The 18,201-nt window shown below is 71.2% G+C and carries 16 protein-coding genes; 4 read left to right on the forward strand and 12 right to left on the reverse strand.

The annotated features are described in order from the left end of the window. Position 1: 1 nt before the first annotated feature. Both rfbD and rfbB read right to left on the reverse strand, forming a co-directional pair. Positions 2-877, reverse strand: coding sequence for a dTDP-4-dehydrorhamnose reductase (gene rfbD / locus ASG36_RS16140; protein WP_055766072.1), 876 nt, complete (start codon positions 875-877; stop codon positions 2-4). Then, positions 874-1,869 (reverse strand): dTDP-glucose 4,6-dehydratase, encoded by a 996-nt coding sequence (rfbB, locus tag ASG36_RS16145; RefSeq protein WP_055766075.1) that lies wholly within the window; start codon positions 1,867-1,869, stop codon positions 874-876. Before rfbB ends, rfbD begins: the two co-directional genes overlap by 4 nt. Before the next feature lie 120 nt (positions 1,870-1,989). Between rfbB and rfbA the strand changes: the two genes are divergently transcribed. Both rfbA and ASG36_RS16155 read left to right on the forward strand, forming a co-directional pair. Beyond that, on the forward strand, positions 1,990-2,853 hold the full coding sequence (gene rfbA, locus ASG36_RS16150; RefSeq protein ID WP_055766078.1) for a glucose-1-phosphate thymidylyltransferase RfbA: 864 nt from the start codon (positions 1,990-1,992) through the stop codon (positions 2,851-2,853). Further along, positions 2,850-3,461 (forward strand): dTDP-4-dehydrorhamnose 3,5-epimerase family protein, encoded by a 612-nt coding sequence (locus tag ASG36_RS16155; protein ID WP_055766081.1) that lies wholly within the window; start codon positions 2,850-2,852, stop codon positions 3,459-3,461. Before rfbA ends, ASG36_RS16155 begins: the two co-directional genes overlap by 4 nt. Here the strand turns inward: ASG36_RS16155 and ASG36_RS16160 are convergent. The 5 genes from ASG36_RS16160 to ASG36_RS16180 form a co-directional block, all read right to left on the reverse strand. Beyond that, a complete protein-coding gene (locus ASG36_RS16160) occupies positions 3,446-4,201 on the reverse strand; it encodes a DNA-3-methyladenine glycosylase (RefSeq protein WP_235495119.1) in 756 nt (251 codons plus the stop codon). The two genes, ASG36_RS16155 and ASG36_RS16160, sit on opposite strands and share 16 nt — an antisense overlap. 186 nt (positions 4,202-4,387) lie before the next feature. Beyond that, complete coding sequence (locus tag ASG36_RS16165) at positions 4,388-5,158, reverse strand: SDR family NAD(P)-dependent oxidoreductase (protein ID WP_055766086.1); 771 nt, start codon at positions 5,156-5,158, stop codon at positions 4,388-4,390. A 26-nt stretch (positions 5,159-5,184) separates the two neighbouring features. Continuing rightward, the gene (locus ASG36_RS16170; protein WP_055766089.1) at positions 5,185-6,276 is read right to left on the reverse strand and encodes a mannose-1-phosphate guanylyltransferase; all 1,092 of its coding nucleotides are present in this window, start codon (positions 6,274-6,276) and stop codon (positions 5,185-5,187) included. A gap of 13 nt (positions 6,277-6,289) precedes the next feature. Beyond that, positions 6,290-7,189, reverse strand: coding sequence for a glycosyltransferase family 2 protein (locus ASG36_RS16175; RefSeq protein ID WP_055766356.1), 900 nt, complete (start codon positions 7,187-7,189; stop codon positions 6,290-6,292). Then, positions 7,186-8,346, reverse strand: coding sequence for a glycosyltransferase family 1 protein (locus ASG36_RS16180; RefSeq protein WP_055766092.1), 1,161 nt, complete (start codon positions 8,344-8,346; stop codon positions 7,186-7,188). The genes ASG36_RS16175 and ASG36_RS16180 overlap by 4 nt, the downstream gene beginning before the upstream one ends. A 115-nt stretch (positions 8,347-8,461) precedes the next feature. Here ASG36_RS16180 and ASG36_RS16185 point away from each other — a divergent pair, with 115 nt between their 5' ends. Then, on the forward strand, positions 8,462-9,538 hold the full coding sequence (locus ASG36_RS16185; protein ID WP_235495135.1) for a glycosyltransferase family 1 protein: 1,077 nt from the start codon (positions 8,462-8,464) through the stop codon (positions 9,536-9,538). 20 nt (positions 9,539-9,558) lie between these two features. On the opposite strand, the gene ASG36_RS16190 is transcribed toward ASG36_RS16185, so the two are convergent. Both ASG36_RS16190 and gmd read right to left on the reverse strand, forming a co-directional pair. Next, positions 9,559-10,527, reverse strand: coding sequence for a GDP-mannose 4,6-dehydratase (locus ASG36_RS16190; RefSeq protein ID WP_055766098.1), 969 nt, complete (start codon positions 10,525-10,527; stop codon positions 9,559-9,561). Then, the gene (gene gmd / locus ASG36_RS16195; RefSeq protein ID WP_055766101.1) at positions 10,524-11,510 is read right to left on the reverse strand and encodes a GDP-mannose 4,6-dehydratase; all 987 of its coding nucleotides are present in this window, start codon (positions 11,508-11,510) and stop codon (positions 10,524-10,526) included. The genes ASG36_RS16190 and gmd overlap by 4 nt, the downstream gene beginning before the upstream one ends. 142 nt (positions 11,511-11,652) lie before the next feature. Here gmd and ASG36_RS16200 point away from each other — a divergent pair, with 142 nt between their 5' ends. Next, positions 11,653-12,708, forward strand: coding sequence for a glycosyltransferase family 1 protein (locus ASG36_RS16200; RefSeq protein ID WP_255354647.1), 1,056 nt, complete (start codon positions 11,653-11,655; stop codon positions 12,706-12,708). Between the two features lie 20 nt (positions 12,709-12,728). Here ASG36_RS16200 and ASG36_RS16205 read toward each other — a convergent pair whose 3' ends face one another. The 3 genes from ASG36_RS16205 to ASG36_RS16215 all read right to left on the reverse strand — a co-directional run bounded on the left by ASG36_RS16205 (position 12,729) and on the right by ASG36_RS16215 (position 18,102). Next, positions 12,729-14,546 carry a SpoIID/LytB domain-containing protein gene (locus ASG36_RS16205; protein ID WP_055766107.1) on the reverse strand — a complete coding sequence of 606 codons (1,818 nt, stop codon included), beginning with the start codon at positions 14,544-14,546 and terminating at the stop codon, positions 12,729-12,731. 144 nt (positions 14,547-14,690) lie between these two features. Beyond that, positions 14,691-15,830: a glycosyltransferase family 4 protein gene (locus ASG36_RS16210; RefSeq protein ID WP_200944518.1), complete on the reverse strand. Its 1,140-nt coding sequence runs from the start codon at positions 15,828-15,830 to the stop codon at positions 14,691-14,693. Positions 15,831-15,834: 4 nt separating this feature from the next. Continuing rightward, positions 15,835-18,102: a hypothetical protein gene (locus ASG36_RS16215; protein WP_055766112.1), complete on the reverse strand. Its 2,268-nt coding sequence runs from the start codon at positions 18,100-18,102 to the stop codon at positions 15,835-15,837. Positions 18,103-18,201 lie beyond the last annotated feature (99 nt).

Genomic DNA, 18,201 nt, shown 5'->3' on the forward strand with positions numbered 1-18,201 from the left:
GTCAGCTGCGGAAACCCTGCTCCATCGCGGCGCCCAGGGCCTCCCGCCAGCCCCGTCGCGACGGCAGACCGGCTGCCTCCCAGGCAGACCCGTCGAGGACCGACCAGGCCGGACGCGGCGCAGGCCGGAGGAACTCGGCCGACGTGGTCGCGAGGACCCGCGAGGGATCAGCTCCCAGCTCCTGGAAGACGGCCTGCGCGAGACCGTGCCAGCTGACCTGGCCGGTGTTCGTCCAGTGCAGGACGGGCGGTGCCTCGCCGGCGACACCGAGCGCGATGAGCCCCTCGGCGAGGTCTGCGGACCAGGTGGGGCAACCCACCTGGTCCGCGACCACGGAGACCGTGTCCCGCTCGGTCTCCAGTCGGGACATCGTCGCGACGAAGTTGCCTCCATGGCGTCCGTACACCCACGCGGTCCGGACGACCGACGCGTCGCCCCCCACCGCGGCGACGGCCTTCTCGCCCGCTGCCTTGGTCCGTCCGTACGCCGAACGCGGCGCTACAGGCGCGTCCACCGGATACGGCTCGGTGGCCTCGCCGTCGAAGACGTAGTCCGTGGAGACGTGCAGCAACCGTCCCCGACCGGCGATCTCCTCGGCGATCCAGCCGGGTGCGTACCCGTTGACGAGGAGCGCGGTCGCCTCGTCGGTCTCCGCCGCGTCCACGGCGGTGTACGCAGCCGCGTTGACCACCACCGCCCGGTCGTGCCGGACGTCGTCGAGCCAGGACCGCACGCCGCCTCGGACGGACCCTTCGACGGTGAGGTCCATCTCGGCCCGACCGACGGCCGTGACCGACTCACCGCGCATCTGCAGTGTCGCCACCAGGTCGCGACCGAGCTGTCCACGGGCGCCGACGACGAGCCAGGCGTTGCTCACGAGCGGGCGGTGGCGGCTGCGTTCTTCAGCGGCTCCCACCAGGCCCGGTTGTCCCGGTACCACTGCACCGTCAGCGCCAGACCGTCCTCGAAGGACATCCGCGGGGCGTAGCCCAGGGCGCCGGTCTTCGAGTAGTCGACCGAGTAGCGGAGGTCGTGCCCGCCGCCGCGGGGGTCGACGATCTCCTGGACGGAGGACCAGTCGCGGCCAGTCGCCTCCAGCAGCTTCTCGGTGAGCTCGCGGTTCGACAGCTCCCGCCCGCCGCCGATGTTGTAGTACTCGCCCGGCGCGCCCTTCTCGACGACGAGCTGGATGCCCCGGCAGTGGTCGTCGACGAAGAGCCAGTCGCGGACGTTCGCACCCTCGCCGTAGAGCGGCACCGTGTGACCGTCGAGCAGGTTGGTCACGAAGAGCGGGATCACCTTCTCCGGGAAGTGGTAGGGCCCGTAGTTGTTGCTGCACCGGGTGATCGAGATGTTCAGCCCGTAGGTCTTGGCGTAGGCCCGGGCGATCAGGTCGCTGCCGGCCTTGGCCGCCGAGTAGGGCGAGTTGGGCTCGAGGACGTGGTCCTCGACCCAGGAGCCCTCGTCGATGGAGCCGTAGACCTCGTCGGTGGACACGTGCACGACCCGGCCGATGCCGTGCCGGAGCGAGGCCTCGAACACCTGCTGGGCGCCGAGCACGTTGGTCAGGACGAACTCCGCCGCACCGGTGATCGAGCGGTCCACGTGGGACTCGGCAGCGAAGTTCACCAGGACGTCGTGCCCGGGGAGAGCGGCGTCGAGGTCGGCCGGGACGCAGATGTCGCCCTGCACGAAGCGGTAGCGCGGGTTGTCGGCGACCGGGGCGAGGTTCGCGAGGTTGCCGGCGTAGGTGAGCTTGTCGAAGACCGTCACCTCGGCGTCCTCGTAGCCCGGGTAACCGCCGGAGAGCATGGTCCGGACGTAGTGGGAGCCGATGAAACCGGCTCCGCCGGTGACGAGGACGCGCATGGGGAGAAGGTAGTGGGCAGGGCGGACGGTGACTCTCAGAGCAACGAACGTCACTCTGAGGGTTGAGGGCGCACCGGCTCGACCGTGTCAGCAGCTGCCGGCCGACCGTAGGGTCGGACCATGCGCGGGATCATCCTGGCCGGTGGCACCGGCAGCCGTCTGTTCCCGATCACCCAGGCGGTCAGCAAGCAGCTGATGCCCGTCTACGACAAACCGATGGTCTACTACCCCCTCTCCACCTTGATGATGGCCGGGATCCGGGACGTGCTCGTCATCACCACCCCGAGCGACAGCGCCGCCTTCGAGCACCTGCTCGGCGACGGGTCGCGACTGGGCATGACGATCGAGTACGCCGTCCAGCCCGCCCCTGAAGGACTCGCCCAGGCATTCGTGATCGGGTCGGACTTCATCGGCGACCAGTCCGTCGCCCTCGTTCTCGGCGACAACATCTTCTACGGCGCTGGGCTGGGCACCGCACTGTCCCGGCTCCCCGAGCCTGATGGCGGTCACGTCTTCGCCTACCACGTCGCGAACCCGAGCGAGTACGGCGTCGTGGAGTTCGACGCGGCCGGTCGGGTGCTCTCGATCGAGGAGAAGCCCGCCCACCCCAGGAGTTCCTACGCCGTCCCGGGCCTCTACTTCTACGACAACGAGGTGGTCGAGATCGCCAGGTCGATCGCTCCCAGCGCTCGGGGAGAACTCGAGATCACCGCGGTCAACGAGCACTACCTCCGGCAGGGGCGACTCACCGTCACCGCACTCGACCGGGGAACGGCCTGGTTGGACACCGGGACGTTCGCCTCGCTCCGCCAGGCGACGGAGTTCGTCTCCGTCGTCGAGGAGCGCCAGGGTCTGAAGATCGGTTGCATCGAGGAGGTGGCCTGGCGCAACGGCTGGCTGGACGACGACGGGCTCCGATCGGCCGCAGGACCCCTGGGCAAGAGCGGTTACGGCGACTACCTCCTCGGGCTGCTCGCCCCGTGAACATCCGTGAGCTGAAGGTGCCCGACAGCTACGTGCTGGACCTGACCCCGCACGGCGACAGCCGGGGTCGGTTCACCGAGTGGTACCGAGCCGACGTGCTCGCCGAGGCCACCGGTTTCGGGCTGACCCTCGCCCAGGCCAACCACTCCGTGTCCGCCCGTGGCGTGCTGCGCGGCGTGCACTTCGCGCTGGTCCCGCCCGGTCAGGCGAAGTACGTCTACTGCCCCAGCGGGAAGATCCTCGACGTCATCGTGGACATCCGGGTGGACTCCCCCACCTTCGGCACCGTGGACGCCGTCGAGCTCGACAGCGAGAACCCGAAGGCCGTCTACCTCTCCGAGGGCCTGGGGCACGCGTTCGTGTCGCTGGCGGACAACACCTCGGTGACCTACCTGGTCTCCAGCGGCTACTCCCCCGGCCGGGAGTTCGGCATCGACCCCATGGACCCCGACCTGGCCCTGCCCTGGCCCACCGACGTCGAGTTCGAGCTGTCGGCCAAGGACACCGCCGCACCCACGTTGGCCGAGGCCCGCGAGCAGGGTCTGCTGCCCACGATGGAGCAGTGCACCGCGCGCTACGAGGAACTGCGCGCTCAGAACCGCCGGTAGTCCGTCGGGGCCATCCGCGGGCCGCGCTTGGGGGGCATCGTCCCGCCGACCCCGAGCAGCCTCACGACCCGCTGGCGATGGCCCCGCCAGGGCTCCAGCAGCTCGAGCATGCCGGCGTCGTCGGTCTTCCGGCCCGCCAGCGACCAGCCCACCAGGTTCTTCAGGTGGTAGTCGCCGGTGCTCACCTGGTCGGGGCAGCCGATGGCCCGCTGGGCCACCTCGGCCGCCGTCCACACACCGATGCCGGGGACCGACCGCAGCCGGCGCCGCAGGTCCTCGCAGTCGGTGTGGTCGTCGCACTCCAACCGGGACGCGACGCCCGCCACCGCCAGGAGGGCGCGACGCCGGGCGCCGTCCAGACCGCAGCGGTGCCACTCCCAGTCGGTGACCGCCCGCACCCGCTCGGCCGGGGGCACGACCCGCATCCCCGCCGGGGCCGGCCCGGGGGCGGGCTCCCCCGCGAGCTGCAGGAGCTGCTTCCAGGTGCGGTGCGCCTCGATGCCGGTGACCTTCTGCTCCAGCACCCCGGGCAGCAGGGCGTCCCAGACCCGCCCCGTGCTGCCGATCCGCAGCCACGGTGAGCTCCGGTGCAGCCGGTCGACCAGCGGGTGCAGGTGAGCGGCGAACCCCTCGGGCCGGTCGTCGGCCCCCAGCCAGCGGGGGACGACGTCGACCGCCCACTCCGCACCCGGGCCCCACGCCTGGGCGCTGACCAGACCGGCGTGCACCGTGATGCGCACGGTGGCCGGTCCCACCGGGGTCGACGTCGTCCGCCAGGCGGCCCCGTCGGCCGTGTACTGCAGCGTGGGGTCGCCGTGACCGCGCCGGTGCGGGGACAGCGCGCGACGGACGTCCAGGGGCCAGTCCGGCCGCCAGGTCGCCTCGCGCGGTGTCTGGACCGTCGTGGTCAGGTCAGCTCCCTCGGGTCAGCGCGGCGCCATCCGCAGGGCGCCGTCCATCCGGATGACCTCGCCGTTGAGGTAGCCGTGCCGCACGACGTCCAGCGCCAGCTCGGCGTAGTCCGACGGACGGGCCAGCCGCTTGGGGAAGGGTATGCCCGCGGACAGGCTGGCCCGCGCCTCCTCCGACAGCCCGGCGACCATCGGGGTGTCCACCAGCCCGGGGGCGATGGTGCACACCCGGATGCCGACGCCGGACAGGTCGCGGGCAGCCGGCAGGGTCATGCCGACGACACCGCCCTTGGACGCGGCGTAGGCGATCTGGCCGATCTGGCCGTCGTAGGCCGCGATCGAGGCGGTGTTGACGATCACGCCGCGCTCGCCGTCCTCGTCGGGCTCGGTGGTCGCCATCGCCGCCGCGGCCAGCCGGAGCACGTTGAACGTGCCGACCAGGTTGACCATCACGGTCTTGCTGAACACGTCCAACGGGTGCGCGGTGCCGTCGCGGCCGACGGTGCGCTGCGCCCAGGCGATGCCGGCGCAGTTGACCGCGATCCGCAGCGGACGGTCCTTGCCGGTGGCGTCGGCGATCGCAGCCTGGACCGACGCCTCGTCGGTCACGTCGGTGCGGACGAACGTGGTGTGCCCGCCGAGCTCCGCGGCCAGGGCCTGCCCGCGGTCCTCCTGCAGGTCCATGATCGTCACGGCCACGCCCTCGGCCGTCAGGGCCCGGGTCGTGGCCTCCCCGAGGCCGGAGGCCCCGCCGGTCACGACTGCTGCCACGTCGAGGTTCTTCATGACCGGCAGGTTAGCGAGCGTTCACGTCAGCTGTAGCGACCGGGGAAGCGCTCCTCGGCCGCGGCGAGCAGCTGCTTGACCCGTTCGGCGTCCCCGACCGGGCAGACCATGGTGACGTCCGCGGTGTGCACGACGACGCTGTCCCGGACCCCGACGAGGGCGACGAGGTGGTCCGGGTCGTCGGACAGGACGACGTTCCCGCTGCTGTCCAGGGCCACCACGAGACCGCGGGTCGCGTTGCCGGCGTCGTCGGTGTCCAGGGTGCCGGCCAACGCCGGCCAGGAGCCGACGTCGAGCCAGTCGACGTCCAGGTCGACGACCAGCACCCGGCCGAGCTCGGCCGCCGCCGGCTCCAGGACCGCGTAGTCCACGCTGATCTTCGGCAGGGTCGGGAAGACCTCGGCCAGGGTCGCCGCCCGGTCGGTGGACGCCACGATCCGCCGCAGCCCCTCGGCGGACTCGGGCAGGTGCTCGGCGAGGGCGTCCAGCACCGTCTGGGCGCGCCAGACGAACATGCCGGAGTTCCACACGTACTCCCCCGACGCGAGGTACTGCTCCGCCGTCTCCCGGTCCGGCTTCTCCCGGAAGGACGCGGCTTCGGCGGCACCCGCGACCTCGGTCGGCGCACCCTTCTGCACGTAGCCGAAGCCGGTGGCCGGGGACGTCGGGGTGATGCCCAGCGTGACCAGCGCCCGGGGCCGGACCGCGAGGCAGTCGTAGGCCGTGCGGAGGGCATCGGCGAACCGCTCGACCGGTCGGATGACGTGGTCGGCGGAGACCACCGCCAGCTCGGCGTCGGGATCGACATCGGCGACCAGGGCCGCCGCGAGCCCGACCGCGTTCGCGGTGTCCCGGGCCACCGGCTCCAGGATCAGCCGGTCCGCGCCGAGCTCGGGCAGCGCCGCCCGGACCATGTCGCCGTAGCGGGCGGCGGTGCACACCCAGATCTGCTCGGTGGGCAGCACGGCCTGCAGCCGGGTGAAGGCCTCGGCGAGCAGGCTGTGCGCGCCGCCGTCGTCCTCGGCGACGACGTCCAGGAGCTGCTTGGGGCGGGCGGCCCGGGACAACGGCCAGAGCCGGGTCCCGGACCCGCCGGCCATGATGACTGCGTGCCTCACGGGGTGCCTCTCCTCAGGGGGTGGGGGGTGGTGGGTCGAGGTGCTGCTGGGGCTGCGCGCCGGCGCCCACCCGGCTGCTCACGTAGGACACGAGCATCCGGGCCCCGAGACCGCCCCGCAGGAGCCAGCGCAACGGAGCGTGTCGACGCCGGGGGTACTGCCCTGACAGGTACCGCAACGCACTGGTGTGGTGCACGCGCTGCATGCGGTGAGGTTCGCGCCGGGTGGCATGGCCCCCCTCGTGGACGACCACCGCGGACGGGGCGTAGACGTGCAGTCCGCCGGCACGGCCCAGCCGCTCGGCCAGGTCGACGTCCTCGAAGTACATGAAGTAACCGGGGTCGAACCCGCCCACCGCGTGGAACGCCTCGAGGTCCACCAGGAAACAGGACCCCGACAACCATCCCGCCTGGCGCTCACGGGGGGCCTCCCGTTCCCGGCGGTACCGGGCCGTCCAGGGGTTGGCCGGCCACACCCAGCCGAAGACCGCGTGCCCGATCCCCGTCCCGAGAGCCGGCAGATCACGGGCCGACGGGTACAGCGCCCCGTCCGGGGTCCGGATCGCAGGTCCGACCGTGGCCGCACGCGGCCAGCGAGCAGCGACTGCCAAGAGCTCGTCGACAGCCCCCGGCTCGAAGACGATGTCGGGATTCGCGACCAGCGCCCACCCACGGCGCACGTCGGCGAGCCCGGCGTTGGCAGCGGCCCCGTACCCGACGTTGCCTCCCACCTGGAGGAGACGGACGTCGCGGCGCGATGCAGCCGCTGCCTCGGGCGCTCCGTCGTGCGAGCCGTTGTCGGCCAGCACGACGTCCACCGGTGACGCGGTGGCGGCGCCGAGGCTGTCGAGGAAGGCGTCCAAGGAGTCACCCGGGGAGTAGGTCACCGCCACGACCCGCAGGCTGCCGGTCATCGCTTCCCCCTCGCCCGACGCCACCAGGGGCCACGCCCTGCGACAGCGCGGTAAGCGGACAGGTGGCTGTCCGCGGCGCGCGCCCAGGTGAACTCCGCCGCACGCGACTCCGCCGCCTCCGCCAGGCGCTCCCGCTCGGCCCGGTCACCGAGGAGCCGGGTGAGTCCACCGGCGATCGAGTCCTGGTCGACGTCGCAGTAGGCGACGGCGTCACCCCCCACCTCGGGGAGGGCGAGCCTCCGGGTGGTCAGCACAGCAGCACCGCACGCCATGGCCTCGAGGACCGGGAGGCCGAACCCCTCCCCCAGGCTGGGGTAGGCCACGACCTCGGCTCCTCCGAGGAGACCGGGCAGATCGGACAGGGGGAGGTAACCCGGGCGGACCACCGTCAGCCGGTCGGGGACCGCGGCCACCGCGTCGTCCACGCCGGTGTCCCACCCCGCGCCCCCGGCGAGGACCAGAGCCGGTGGATCCGGATCGTCAGCCACCGCCCGGGCCCAGGACCCCACCAGCGCCGGGACGTTCTTGCGCGGCTCGATGGTGCCGAGGAAGGCCACCCATCGCCGCCCGACGAGACCCAGACGTGCTGCCACGCGTGCCACGACCTCGGCCGACGGTGCGTGGAAGACGGTGGTGTCCACGCCGTGCAGAGCGACCGCCGTCTTATTTGCGTCCACCCCTGCCAACCGCACCACCTCTGCCCGGGTCGCCTCGGAGGGCACCACGATCCTGGCCGCCAGCCGGCCGGCCACCCGGGTGGCCACGCGGAAGAAGCGGGCCTTGACCGGCGAGTGGAGGCCGGGATCGGAGAAGAAGGTGGCGTCGTGGAGCGTCACGACGACGGGCACCGTCGCGACCAGGGGCATCGTGTAATGGGGGCTGTGCACGACGTCGGCGCGCACACGACGGGCGAGCAGCGGCATCCCCAGCTGTTCCCACACCAGTCGCACAGCCGGTCGGGAGGCCCAGCCCGGTGCGCACACCACCCGCGCCTGGGGGACCGCGGCCGCGAAGCTCTCCCGGTCGTGCTGCTGGGTCACCAGGACGAGGTCGACGTCGAGCGTCCCGAGCTCGGGCAGCAGGGCGTCGAGGTAGCGACCCACGCCGCCTCGGTCCACCGGCACCGCGGTCGCGTCGACGAGGACCCGCACGGTCACGGAGGGCTCACCACCCGGACCACCCTAGGGCCCGGGCGTGCCCGGACCGGGACCGGCACCGGCTCGCCCCGGCTAGGTTCGAGGCATGCCCGATGCTCCCGACCTGCGGGTCGCCATGACCGTGGAACAGTGCTGGCAGCCTGCTCCGGGAGGGTCCGGGACCTACATCCGGGAGCTCCTGCGCGCCTACGCCGCCTCGGGTGACGTCGACGTCCGAGGCGTCGCTGCTTGGCACCGCCAGGGCCCGTCGGACGGTCCCCTCGGTGTTCCCGTGACCCGGATTCCGCTGCCCCGTCAGGCGCTGTACCGGGGCTGGCAGCTGCTCCGACGACCCGAGGTGGGCCGTCGTCGAGACGTCGTCCATGCCACCACCTGGGCCGTCCCGGGTCACCGGGCACCGCTGGTGGTCACCGTGCACGACCTGGCCTTCCGACATGATCCCGACCACTTCACACCCCACGGCGTGGCGTTCTTCGAACGAGGCCTCGCGATCACCCGGGACGAGGCCACGGCCGTCGTGGTCCCCTCCGAGGCGACCGCCCTCGACTGCGAGGCGGCCGGCATCGAGAGGGCCCGTCTGCACGTCGTCCTGCACGGTGTGCGAGCCGTGGCCCCGAGCCCGGCTGCCGTCGAGGCCTTCCGCGCGCGCCACGGACTGGAACGGCCCTACGTCATGTGGGCGGGCACCCGCGAGCCCCGCAAGAACCTCCCACGACTGGTGGCGGCCTTCGGTGCGGCCGTGCGGCAGGGGGCGGACGTCGACCTCGTGCTGGTCGGTCCGGACGGTTGGGGGAAGGAGCGCGACCGGCTCAACGGCACCGCCGAGGACCGGGTGCACGTCCTGGGACGGGTCACGGCCGAGGACCTGGCGGCGGCTTACGCCGGCGCCCGGGTCTTCTGCTACCCCTCGCTGAGAGAGGGCTTCGGCATGCCCGTCTCGGAGGCCATGGCCCACGGGACGGCTGTCGTCACCTCACGGGGGACCGCGATGGAGGAGGTGGCCGCGGGCGCGGCCGTCCTGGTGGACGCCGAGGACGAGGACGACATCGCCCGCGGCCTGCTGGACGCCCTGGACCCGGGCAGTCACGCAGTTCTCACGGCGCGGTCACGTGTTCGTGCTGCGCAGCTGGACTGGACACGGGCTGCCCGAGAGACCCTCGCCGTGCTGGACGGGGCAGCCGGCCGCCGCTGACGGACGACCGGCCCCCAGCATCACGTCGCGCGCACGAGCTCCATGTCGTGGGCGACCATCCGCGACACCACCTCGGCGAAGTCGACGGTCGGCGACCAACCCAGCTCGAGCCTCGCCCGGGAGGCATCACCGAGCTGCTCAGGAGCGTCCGACGGTCGGGCGAAACGGGGGTCCAGGGTGACCAGGGGCTCCCAGTCCTCGATCCCGGCAGCCTCGAAGGCCGCCGCGACGAAGTCGCGCACGCTGTGCGCCACGCCGGTGGCGACGACGTAGTCGCCCGGGCTCTCGTGCCGTGCAGCACGCACCATGGCGTCGACGTAGTCCGGTGCCCATCCCCAGTCCCGCCGCGCATCCAGGTTCCCCATGGACAGCTCGGTCTGCCGCCCCACCGCGATGCGGGCCACGCCGGCAGTGATCTTCCGGGTCACGAACGCCTCGGGCCGCCGCGGCGACTCGTGGTTGTAGAGGATGCAGCTGGTGGCGTGCAGTCCGCGGAGGCGGTAGACCCCGACCAGGTGGTGGGCGTAGGCCTTGGCGGCACCGTACGGAGTCACCGGGCGGATCGGGGTGCCCTCGGTCTGCGGCAGCTCGTCGGCCCAGCCGAAGACCTCCGCGCTGGACGCCTGCACGAAGCGGACCGAGTGGCCCGAGCGCTCCTGCAGGTCCAGCGCGCCCTTGAGGAGGTGCCCGACGGCGACGCCGGTGACCTGAGCCGTGAGCGAGGGCTCGGCCCAGGACAGGGCGACCGAACTCAGCCCACCGAGGTTGTAGACCTCTGTGGGCTCGACGTTCGCAATCAGCTGCTCGAGGTCCTGGCCACGGGTGAGGTCCCCCACGTGAGCGTGGACGCCGTCCGGGAGGGCAGAGGCAGCTGCCTCACCCTCCCGGACGAGCGCGTGCACCTCGGCGCCCTCGGCGAGCAGCTGCTCGACGAGGTAGCTCCCGTCCTGGCCGGTGGCCCCCGTGAGCAGGACCCGCGTGCGGGTCACCGGCCGGCGAGCTTCTTCTGCTCGGCGACGTCGGAGTCCACCATCATGGTGACGAGCTCCTCGAAGCCGACCTTGGGCGTCCAGCCGAGCTGTTCGCGGGCCTTGGCCGGGTCCCCGATCAGCAGGTCGACCTCGGCCGGGCGGAAGAAGCGCGGGTCCTGGAAGACCTTGTCCTCCCACTCCTCGATCCCGACCCGCTTGAAGGCGACGTCCAGGAGCTCGCGGATGGAGTGGGTCTCCCCGGTCGCAACGACGTAGTCGTCGGCCTCGTCCTGCTGCAGCATCCGCCACATCGCATCGACGTAGTCGCCGGCGAAGCCCCAGTCGCGCTTGGCGTCCAGGTTGCCCAGGGCGATCGTGTCCTGCAGACCCAGGGAGATGCGCGCGACGGCCTGGGTGACCTTCCGGGTGACGAACTCGGGGCCGCGCCGGGGGGACTCGTGGTTGAAGAGGATGCCCGAGGAGGCGTGCATCCCGTAGGACTCCCGGTAGTTGATCGTCATGTAGTGCCCGTAGACCTTGGCGACGCCGTAGGGCGAACGCGGCCACAGCAGCGTGCTCTCCCGCTGCGGGACGTCCTGGACCTTCCCGAACATCTCCGAGCTCGAGGCCTGGTAGAAGCGCACCTTGGACATGTCGTTGCCCGAGTGCAGCCGAGTGGCCTCCAGGACGTTCAGGACGCCGAGGCCGGTGACGTCGGAGGTCAGCTTCGCGTTCTCCCACGAGTAGGCCACGAAGGAGATGGCCCCCAGGTTGTAGACCTCGTCGGGCTGGGCCTCACCGAACGCACGCAACAGGCTCGCGAGGTCGGTGATGTCGCCGGTGAGGAGCTTGACGTCCGGCACCGTCCGGCGGACCAGGTCGACCTTGGGGTTGTTCTGGCCCCGGATCAGGCCGTAGACCTCGTAGCCCTTCGAGAGCAGGAGCTCCGAGAGGTACAGGCCGTCCTGGCCGGTGATGCCGGTGATGAGTGCGCGCTTCATGTGTCCTTCGTCCGTCGGCGTCCAGATCGCGGGCTAGCGTAACCGGGTCATCACGCACGACCCCGACATCTCGACGGCTGCTCCCGGAGGTCCCGTGCGCATCGGCTTGGACGCAACCCCGCTCCTCGGGCAACGAAGTGGGGTGGGGCGTTACGTCGACGGTCTGGTCGACGGGCTCGCTGGGATGCCGGACGGCCCCGAGACGCTGTTGACCCTGTTCAGCCTGCGCGGCCAGGTCCCACTCCCTCCGACGGAGCAGATCCACCCCGCACCTCGACGACTCCCAGCCCGCCTGCTCCGCCAGGCCTGGGCCCGTTCGTCGTGGCCACCGGCAGAGATGCTCACCGGCCGAGTGGACGTCTTCCACGGGACGAACTTCATGGTGCCGCCGACGCAGCGGGCGGCTGGCGTGTTGACCGTCCACGACCTCGCCTACCTGAGGTTCCCCGACACGGTGACCGGAGATGCCGTGCACTACCGGTCGCTGGTCCCGCGGGCCCTCGACCGCGGTGTGCACGTCATCGCCGTGACCCAGGCCATGGCTGACGAGATCACGGACACCTACCGCCTCTCGCCGGAACGCGTCTCGGTGGCGCACCACGGTGTCGATCCCTCGTGGGGGTCCGCTCGTGCACCGGACGTCCACCTGCGAGACCGGCTCGGCCTCCCGGACCGCTACCTGGTCTTCGCGGGGAACTTGGAGCCACGGAAGAACCTGGGAGTGCTCGTGAGGGCCCACCACGCAGCCCGCTGCCAGTCCTCGTCCGTCCCGCCGCTCGTGCTCATCGGCCCTGCCGGGTGGGGGGATCGATGGCAGGGAGACCCGCCCGATGCCCGGGACGTCCTGTTGCCGGGGTACCTCGCCGAGGCCGACCTGCAGGCCGTGGTGGCTGGTGCCACCGCCCTGTGCATGCCGTCGACCTACGAGGGATTCGGACTCCCCGTCGTCGAAGCCATGGCCACCGGTGTGCCGGTCATCGCGAGCGACATCCCCGCGCACCGTGAGGTCGGAGGCGACCAGTTCCTGCGCATCGACGCCCATGACACGGACGCCTGGGCGCATGCGCTCCTCCACCCCGAGCTGTCGCCCGGTACTGCCACCTCTCGGAGGGAGAGAGCGAGCACCTTCACGTGGTCGGCGTCAGCCGCCGACCACGTGAACGCCTACGTGACCGCGGTCCGAGCCCACCGGTCCTGACGCCAGCGCGGGCCTGGTTGCTAGTAGCGGCGCACAGCCCGCTGCACGTACTCCGGGCTGGAAGCGATGAGGGCGACCACGTCGATGTCCCCCCGGCCGGACAACGACTCGGAGAAGATCGCCCGGCCGACGGGGTCCACGCCCCGTCCCAAGAGGGCCACGTAGTACTGGTTCAGGCGCATCTCGCGTGCCTCAGCCGAGGTGGAGACTGCCAACACCACCGCGGTGCGACCCAGGTCTGTCACCCGCTGGTTCCAGTAGCCACGCTCGTCGGCGTTGGCACTCCGGCCCAAGAGGGAGCCGTACAGGCCGTCCACCCAAGCGAGGCCACCCCCCTGCGACATGACCGATTCGGGCACCGACCACACAGCAGCAGTGAAGTCGTTGGGGTTGCCGCCGTTGCGCAGGAACGCCAGCCAGTACTCGGCTCCACCCGGGTCCGGTGCCCGTCGGAGCCCGAGTGCGTAGGTGGTGCGGATCATCTGCCGGAACCGGTCGTCGGAGGCCGCGAAGCCGCGAGCGACGGTCAGGGGGTCGACGCCAGCATCGAGCTGAGCCGTCCAGTAGTTCACCCCGCCGGTGTCACCCGCACGCCCGAGCACGTCGGCGTAGAGAGCCGTGGCGACGGAACGGTTCTGGGACGACGGAAAGGAGAACCAGTCGGACTTGAGGCCGAGAGCCGACCGGATCTGGTTGCCGGTGTAGGTCCTCTGCCCGTTGGCCCACGTGACCGTGACCTGCAGGGCTCGGCCACCGTCTGCACCCAGTCCGTTCGCCTGCGTGACCTGCAACCCGCTGACGCCGGCCAGACTCAGACGGGCCGACACGTCGGCGCGCGACATGGTCACCGTCCAGTTGTGGTTCGGGTTGCCGCTGGTCGCATCGCCGAGGTCTTCCACGGCGGGGAAGACACCTCCGGCCGTCCATCCCCCGGTCGAGGAACTGAACTCGGTTCGGACGATCGCCCCGTTACCGGACCGTCGCACCTGGCCGGTCGTGGCGTTGATGGCGGAGTCCGTGCGGCTGTCCTCCAACCAGGCCACCGCGCCCCCACTCGGCTGCGTGTAGGCCCCGCCGTAGACCTGGCAGCTGGTCGTGTCACAGGTCTTGGCGTACGAGGTCCACTGGGAAGAGAGTGCATAACTCCGTGCTGCCACCGCCTGCACCTTGAGGGCCTCCATGCCCCGGCCCGCGCCGGCAGATCCCCAACCCGCGGGCATCTCCCTGGGGACCACGCCGCGAAGGTAGTCGTCCACCGGCACGTTGTTCACGGTGGTCTGGAAGCCGCCGCCGTCGACGACGGTCATGGAACCGCGGTAGGCGCGAACTTGGCTGCCCTCGCACGAACGGATCTCCCCGGTGACCGTGGCGCCGCTACCCACAGTGCTGGCAGCGGCCCAAGCTCGCCACGGTCCGGCGCAAGTGTCCCCGACGGTCACCTCGAAGGTGTTGGTGGCCACGCCACGGAGGCGCACCACACCCGCGTTCACCGGAACGCCGTTGACGGCCAGGCCCGGCCCAGTCAGGACGGTCTCCCGGTTCCTCGTACCCAGGAGTTCCACGCTGACGACGGGGTTCCCCGCGTCAGCTGCCTGCCTCGTCCCTCCGTAGTACAGATCGAGGATGGTCTGGTACCCGGCGCCGCGATCAACGGCGTAGCCGTAGGCACCCCACTGGCTCATCCCCCGTCCGTGCCCGTACCCGTGCCCGGTGATCGTGATGTCGCCCGGAGCCGCGGCCGCGGGCTGCACGCCGGTGGCGATCACCGACACGGCGACCAGCCCGAAGGCGAGGACCCGCAGCAGGGCGGCGAGCCGGAGGCGCAGTACTACAGACATCGTTGGGGGCACCCCTGAGTGTCGAGAGCGGCAGACCCCGCCTCGCGACGAGGGTCGAAGCCGATCCGACGCACACAGCGTCAGGAACGGCCCACCTGCTCCGTCGACATCGCCCCTGTGCGCCTTGACCGGGGGCGGCCGAAGTCACCCGGTGGGGGTGGGCTGATCCCGCTGGCTCACGTGCTCGAAGAGGGAGCTGTAGGCGTCGATCGTGCGCTCGGCACCGTAGACAGCTCGCGTGGCCGCCGCCCCGGACACCCGGTCGGGCGGCGTCTCCTGCAGTTCCTGGAGAGCACGCGCGACGGCTCCGGGGTCGCGGGGCGCGACGACCCGCCCGAAACCGGTGGCCTGGACGGGGATGCGCACTCCCGGGATGTCGCTGGCCAACGCCGGCACGCCGGTCATCATCGCCTCCACCTGGACGATGCCGAAAGCCTCGAAGGAGTTGACCGACGGGAGCGCGAAGACGTCCAACGAGGCGTACAGGTCAGCGAGTTCGGCATCGGGCAGGAAGCCGAGCAGTCGCACGCGATCGTCCTCCCCCACCGCCTTGCGGACGCGGTCCACGACACTCCCCCCGGCGACCTTCGTGTGGTCGCCGGCGATGAGCAGTCGCGCAGCCGGATCGGCCAGCTGCCTGAAGCCCTCGACGAGGTACTCCAGGCCCTTCTCCTCGACGATGCGGCCGACGAAACCCACGTGCATGCCCGGCCCGTCCCGGTACGTGGGTGCCCCTCCGGAACGATCCAGACAGGCGGGGGCGATGGGCTCGGTCTTGCCAGCCATCTCAGGTCCCAGCCGGGAGTGGTCCGCGTAGTCCTGACTCGAGGGGACGACGGTCACGCTCCGGCGCATGGCCAGAGCGGACGACCTGTCCATGATCGTCTGCTGGAGCCGGTCCACCGCCGTCGCGGTCATGGACACGTCGCACTGGTAGGTCAGGACCATGGGGGTGTCGCGAACGAGGAGCGCCACCGCGCCTGCCTCCAGGAGGGGCATGTGCAGGTTCAGGACCTTGGACCGCCGTGCCGCGCGCGCGACGGCGACCGGGAAGGACGGACTGACGACTCCCTTGCCCACCCGAGCCAGGACCGGGGTCCGGTGGACCTCGACACCGTTGACCACCTCCCTGGACGGCAAGCTCGGGTCGTGCCTGGTCGTGATCACGACGACGCGCTGTCCCCGAGCCACCAGGCCCTCGGCCACGACCCGGGCGGCCTCGGTCAACCCACTCACGTACGGGGCGTAGTAGGTCAGACCCATCACGAGGTCGATGTCTCTCACAGACTCACGGGACACGTTCGACACCTGTCATCTCGATCCAGTTCAGGGCATCCGAGCCCGCAGGCACGGTGGCAGTCACGGACACGACGAGGGTCTGCTCCCTGGGCGCCAGGGCGAACTCGACTGCTTCCGGCACGGCAGTCAGGGCCGGGAGGTCTTGCCCGGGGTTGTCTGGCGCCGTGAGCCCCACTGAGAGAGCCGCCGCGGACTCGGCACGCACGGTGAGTGCAACCCCGTCTGTCGAGTCAGGAGAACGCACCAGGAGGACCTGGGCGTCTCCGAGCGTGGTGAACCCCCCATCCGGACGAACCCCCGTGTTCCACGTGTCCAGGCCGAAGGGCGCGGCCATCACCGCGTCTCCTCGGCTCAGGTCCAAGAGCCGGAAGCGGTCGTTCGCGTACACGACGACACCGGGGTCGGCGTCGACCTGTACGCCGCCCCCGACCAGCCAGTAACGGTCGACCCTGCCGTCCCAGAAGGACTGCGTGCGGAAGTAGTCCGACCTGACCGAGGGGTACTCCACATCCGGAAGGGGTTCGAGGGACAGGGCCAGCCACTGCTGCTCGAAGAAGCTGGGCACGACGACGGACACGTCCTCACCAGCCGAGCCACCGACGTCCTGCACCCAACCCACCGCATCCGAGAAGTCGGTGTCCACGTGCCGCGCCTGCATCTCGGCGGGTGTCAGCAGTGCAGCCGCAGACGACCTCGTGTTGACACCCGCCCACACCGCGACGGGCACGGCAGCCAGGGCGATCAGCGCAGCTGCCCCGATCCTTCGCGGCAGCCGACTCCCACCCCCTGTGTCGGTCTCGACGACCGGCGTCCGCTGTCCCACGGAATCGCGAGCGACGCGCGGCTCCGAGGGGGTGGGGCGACCAGACCCGTTCAGCCGGGCCCACAGACGAGTACCGGCCGCCCCCCAGCCGGCGACGGCCGCGAACAGCAGGACCGGCACCGCGATCTCCAATGCCCGACGCTGGGTGTAGCCCACCCCGGTCACCGACAGGTAGGCGATGAACGGCACAGCCGCCGCGACGAACCCGATCCAGAGACCCCGATGAGGGCCGAGCACCACAGCGAGGAGGACGCCGAGCACGACGAGGCCAGCCAGAACCGGAGCAACGGAACTCGGCTCCAAGGCGTCTCCCAGCGGGCCGACCCCCACCAGCCGGCTCACGATGACCCCGATGGGGGCGTCGAGGAGCGCCCCGGGCAGCGACTCGGTGGCACCACCTCTGACCCCGGTGAGGGTCTGGTAGGCCCGGAGCCACGCGAGCGGCGCCAGCACGATGGCCCAGGCCACCACCCCGAAGGCCCTGACCGTGGCCTCTCGCAGCCCTCGACGGCGGAGGAGCGTGACAGCCACCAGGGCCGGGGCGATGAACGGTGTGTACTCGGAGTACGTCCCCAGCAGGGTCGACAGCATCAGTCCTGCCAGGACCAGGGGCACCCCCCGCCGTTCGACGGCGTTGGCGACACAGGCGAGGACCAACGGGACCAACGAGATCCCCAGCAAAGACGCAGCGTTCTGGTTGTAGAGCTGCTGGACGACGAGGGCCGAACTCGCCAGGACGATCCCGGCCGCGAGGCCGACGCCCCGCCGGAGACCCAGGACGGAGGCGGCCGCGATGCATCCCCCGGGGACGAGGAACACCCACAGGGTCATCCACGGGGTGAACGTGACGATCGGCGAAGTGCCGGTGACGACGTTCAAGGAAGCCTGGACCAGTTCCTGCCCCACCCGCATGGGGAAGGTGAGTGCCGAGACCGCAGGTCCATCGGCCGGGACTCCGTCTCCCACCTCGGGACCTGCGCCGATGACCGGCACGTCCAGGATGGAGTTGTCCTCCAACCAGCTGCTCACGGACACGTACCAGACCCCGTCGTTGCTCTGGTTCGGGCTCACCACCCGCGAGTCCTGCACCGCAGCCGTGGGGATCAGAGCGACCGCCGTGACCGGGATGGCGACAACGACTCCGGCCACCAACCAGGCAACAGCTCTCCGGTCGGCGAGACCTCGAACAGCCCCGCGTCTCACGGCCACCCCACCGAGGACCACGAGGAGCGCAGCCACCGCGACCAGACCCGTGCGGACGGAGAAGAAGATCCCCGTGGTGTGCAGCACCACGACCAGGAGCGAGGCACCCAGCAGGGGGGCCGCAGGCAGGAGCTTCCGGCGCACGTCCGGAGTGAGGACGCCGAGCAGGACGACGCCGACGATGGTCAGCAGGCCCCACGCGAGGCCCACCAGGACGACCGTCTGGGACATCAGGTCCTCTCTCTGGGGCTCAGATGGGGCTCGATCTGGCCTCGCTCGGTCGACAGGTGTACGCCGAGATCGTCTTCTGGGAGGTCCCGTCGGGCCTGG

Origin of the sequence: Geodermatophilus sp. Leaf369, assembly GCF_001424455.1 — a bacterium.
Classification (GTDB): Bacteria; Actinomycetota; Actinomycetes; order Mycobacteriales; family Geodermatophilaceae; genus Klenkia.